Origin of the sequence: Leucobacter soli (assembly GCF_042659205.1) — a bacterium.
GTDB classification, from domain to species: domain Bacteria; phylum Actinomycetota; class Actinomycetes; order Actinomycetales; family Microbacteriaceae; genus Leucobacter; species Leucobacter soli.
The window spans coordinates 1-4,036 of record NZ_JBHSRW010000211.1 but is presented as its reverse complement, the minus strand read 5'-3'; the positions used below and the strand labels follow the sequence as shown (position 1 = coordinate 4,036).

Annotated in this window: 4 protein-coding genes and 1 pseudogene; 3 read left to right on the top strand and 2 right to left on the bottom strand. The window is 69.8% G+C overall.

Features of this window, described 5'->3' with window-relative positions; genetic code table 11:
- Positions 1–455 (bottom strand): annotated as a pseudogene (locus ACFPZL_RS10895) (hypothetical protein); the annotation flags it as partial.
- 89 nt (positions 456–544) lie between these two features.
- Between ACFPZL_RS10895 and ACFPZL_RS10890 the strand changes: the two are divergent.
- Positions 545–2,020: a sensor histidine kinase gene (locus ACFPZL_RS10890; protein ID WP_218114847.1), complete on the top strand. Its 1,476-nt coding sequence runs from the start codon at positions 545–547 to the stop codon at positions 2,018–2,020.
- Positions 1,995–2,651, top strand: a complete 657-nt coding sequence (locus tag ACFPZL_RS10885) for a response regulator transcription factor (RefSeq protein ID WP_218114848.1) — start codon at positions 1,995–1,997, stop codon at positions 2,649–2,651. The genes ACFPZL_RS10890 and ACFPZL_RS10885 overlap by 26 nt, the downstream gene beginning before the upstream one ends.
- An 18-nt stretch (positions 2,652–2,669) precedes the next feature.
- Here ACFPZL_RS10885 and ACFPZL_RS10880 read toward each other — a convergent pair whose 3' ends face one another.
- Entirely contained in the window at positions 2,670–3,242 is a 573-nt protein-coding gene (locus ACFPZL_RS10880) for a DUF6328 family protein (protein ID WP_236022003.1), read from the bottom strand.
- 159 nt (positions 3,243–3,401) lie between these two features.
- On the opposite strand from ACFPZL_RS10880, the gene ACFPZL_RS10875 reads away from it, so the two are divergent.
- Positions 3,402–3,974 carry a dihydrofolate reductase family protein gene (locus tag ACFPZL_RS10875; protein WP_218114849.1) on the top strand — a complete coding sequence of 191 codons (573 nt, stop codon included), beginning with the start codon at positions 3,402–3,404 and terminating at the stop codon, positions 3,972–3,974.
- The last annotated feature ends 62 nt before the right edge of the window (positions 3,975–4,036 follow it).

Sequence of the window (4,036 nt, the reverse complement as noted above, 5' to 3'; positions counted from 1 at the left end):
AGCACCGCGCGGCGACCGGGCCGATAGGCGACCAGCTCCGGGGCGGCGACGGCCGAGCGGCCGGCGCGGGCGATCAGCGCGTCCATCGACTGCGCGAACGAGACTGCGGGCAGCGCCGGAAGGTGCGGATCAGCGGGGTGCTGCCAGATGCGGACCTCCGGGCGATCGGACTCCCCCAGCGTCAGGCCGGTCTCCCGTTCGACCGGCAACCGCGAGGTGTCCACGAAGTAGAAGAGCTCGGCGCTTTCCTCGGCACCCTCCACGGCTCCTTCCACGGGGATGCCGTCGTCGCCCGTGCCACCGTTACCCGTGCCACCGTCGCCCGCGCCGTCGCCCGCGAGGCCGAACCCCGTCACCGATCCTCCGCCGAGCGGCTCGCGAGAGCGGAGCGCCATCCGCTCGACCGGGATGCCGAGGGCATCGCCGAGCAGTTCGGCATCAGGGTTCTCGGGCACCCTTCGATTCCATCATGCGCCGCCGGTGATTCGGATGAGAGCTTTCTCACGGTTCGCCGCACTGCGCTCCCGCCCGCGATACTGGAGGGGTGAGCGAACCGTCCGAGCCTGCGCAGCGCCGTCCCGGCTCGTCCGCCTCGGTCCGCACCCGCATCGTCGCCGTGATCACTGTGGTGACCGCGCTCTGCCTGCTCGCCGTGGGGGCCTCGGTCATACTCGTCGAACGGCATCGCATCCTCGAGGACGTCGATCAGCGATTGACCGCGAACCTGGAGTCCGCCCGTTTCATCGTGGGCGAGGGCAACCCTGCGACCGGCAAGTGGGAGTCGTCGACGGAAGCGCTCACCGACGTGGTGCGCCGGATGAGTCCCGACGACCACACCGGCGCGCTCGGCATGGACGGCGGGAAGATCACGATCGTCCCGGGCATGGCGCTCGATCTGGATCTTCGGAGCGCCGGCGACTTCGCCGCCTATGTGGACGCCGCACTCGGAGACGACCCGATCATCGGGACCTACGCCGAGGAAGGCACGGCATGGCGGTACCTGGCGGTGCCGATCTCCGTGGCGGACTCCCCCGCCCCGGAACGAGTCGCCTTCGTCATGGCCTACGACCTCGACGCAGAGCTCGCCGAGTTCGACACCGCGATCCGGGTCTTCCTCATCGCGTCGGCCTGCGCCATCGCGATCGTGGCGGGAACCGGCATCCTGGTCGCCACCCGTCTGCTGCGGCCGCTCCGCCGGATGCGCGAGACCGCGGAGCGGGTGTCCGCCGAATCCCTCGGCGAACGACTGCCGGTGGCCGGGAACGACGACGTGGCCGAGCTGACCGTGACGATCAACGACATGCTCGACCGTCTCGACCAGGGCGTGGAGGCGCAGCGGCGCCTGCTGAGCGATGTCGGCCACGAGCTGAAGACGCCGCTCACGATCGTGCGCGGGAACATCGAGCTCATGGACTCGACCCGGCCGGAAGACGTCGAAGAGGTGCGCGACCTCGCCCTCGACGAGCTCGACCGCATGAACCGTCTCGTGCAGGATCTCTCGGATGCCTCGGCGCTGTACGGCCGCCAGCCGCTGCGCCTCGAGACGGTCGACATCGCGGAGCTCCTCGATCAGATCGCGAAGAAGGCGACGGCGATCGCGGGGGCCGAGGTCTCGCTCGTCGAGTCGGCGACGGGCACGGCGACCCTCGATCCGGCGCGGATCACGCAGGCGATGCTGCAACTCGCGCAGAACGCGGTCACGCACGGCGGCGGGCGGATCGAGCTGGGCAGCCGGCGCACGTCCGATCGGATCGAGTTCCGGGTCCGCGACCACGGCGCCGGTGTCGCGGACCCGGTCAAAGAAGAGATCTTCGAACGCTTCCACCGTGCGCGGGATGCCTCCGGCCGGGCCGGGAGCGGTCTCGGCTTGAGCATCGTCCGCCTCATCGCCCAGGCGCATCACGGCGATGCGACCGCCCAGGATGCGGAGGGCGGCGGCGCGCTCTTCGTGCTCACCGTCCCCACCGCCGACCTACGGGAGAGGAAGGACACCGATGGCCTCGATCCTGATCGCCGATGACGAGCCCCGCATCTCGGGTTTCATCGAGAAGGGCCTCCGCGCCGCGGGCTTCGCGACACGAGTCGCCGCGACGGGTCCCGACGCGCTGCGGCTCGCGATGACGGACGAATTCGATCTGCTGGTGCTCGACGTGAATCTGCCGGGATGCGACGGCTTCGAAGTGCTCGAGCAGCTGCGCGGCTCCGGGTCGCGACTGCCCGTCATCATGCTGACCGCGCGCGTCGAACTGCACGACACGATCGCGGGCCTCGAGGGCGGTGCCGACGACTATCTGGGCAAGCCGTTCCAGTTCGACGAGCTGCTGGCCCGCATCCGCATCCGCATGCGCACCGACGAGGTGACCGCGGTGACGGATCTGTCGCATCGCAACCTCCAGCTCGACATCCGCTCGCGCCGCGCACGGATCGACGGCCGCGAGGTCGAGCTCTCGGCTCGCGAGTTCGCGCTCGCCGAGGAGTTGGTGCGGCACCCCGGCCAGGTGCTCAGCCGCGAGCAGCTGCTCAGCCGCGTGTGGGGCTTCGACTTCGACCCGGGATCGAACGTCGTCGACGTGTACATCGGCTATCTGCGGCAGAAGCTCGGCGCCGAGCTGATCGAGACCGTGCGCGGAGTCGGCTACCGCTTGACGTGAGCGTTCCGCACCGGCGGCTCACGCCTCGAACGATGCGGCATCCGCCCGGCGCGTGCGCCACGGCAGGGCGATCCACAGGCTCAGCAGCAGGATCGCGGCCGCGATCGGCGCGACCCACGAGGCGGGTCCGCCCAGGACGACGTCGAAGACGAACCCCACCGTGCCGACGATGAGAAGGCCGAGCGTGATGAGCCCCACCCCGGTGATGCGGTTGGCGATCCGCACCAGATCGACTTTGCGGCCGCGCTGGAAGAGGAAGCGATGCAGACTCACGGGCGCCACCATGAGCGCCGTCGTGACGATCGCGAGCACCATCAGCGAGAGGTAGAGCGCGACCTGCCGGCCGGAGAGCTCGGCGAAGCGCGCCTGGAACGGCAGCATGAGCAGGAAGGCGGTGAGGATCTGCACACCGGTCTGCGTCACCCGGAGTTCCTGCGTGAGCTCGGTCCAGTTCCGGTCGGCGCGCTGCGCGGCCGTCTCGCCGCGATCCGGTGTCGGATGCGGCGGGGGTGAGGGCGAAGGATCCGGCGAGGGATCCGGAGTCGGTGAGGCTCCCGACGCCGGATCCGGAGGCTCAGGTGCGGCGCGCATACCGCCATGGTAGACCTCTGCCCTCCGCTCCACCCGGCCGGCGGGCAGCCTCGGTGCCGTGAGTCGCCGCTGCACCTGCTCGGGGCTCGGTGAACCACTGTCCGACGATCGTGGATGCGGGTGCGGACGCGGCGTATCCTGTCGGCAGGAGGTCGCCTCATGCGCAGTGTCACCTTTTCGATGGGCATGTCCTTGGACGGCTACATCGTCGATTCGGAGGGATCCTTCGGTTGGTCGATGCCCGACGAGGAGCTGCATCGCCATTCCAACGACGAGGTGCGCGGAGTCGGAGTCCATCTCCTCGGGCGGCGCCTGTACGAGACCATGCTCTACTGGGAGACCGTGAACCTGGACATCGAGCTCGACGCGGTTTCACGAGAGTTCGCCGAGATCTGGCAGCCGCTGCCGAAGATCGTGTTCTCCACGACCCTCTCGGAGGTGCGGGGCAACGCGCGGCTGGCCACGCACGGCCTGGCGGAGGAGATCGAACGGCTGCGTGCCGAGCCCGCGCCGGGAGACATCGCGCTCGGCGGTGCGACGCTCGCCGCCGCGGCCGCGGAGCTGGACCTGATCGACGAGTACCGGATACTGATCCATCCGGTGCTGCTCGGCGGCGGCATCCCCTTCTTCCCGAGGAAGGATGCGCGAAGGAACCTCGAACTGCTCGAGTCCCGCACGTTCGGCTCCCGCGTCGTGCACCTCAGGTACCGGGTGATCCATCCCGGCGACTGAGCGCACCCGCCCGACGCGCATGCGCCGGCACGCGTTCCGCCCGTCCGGCTGTGCGGGCGGGC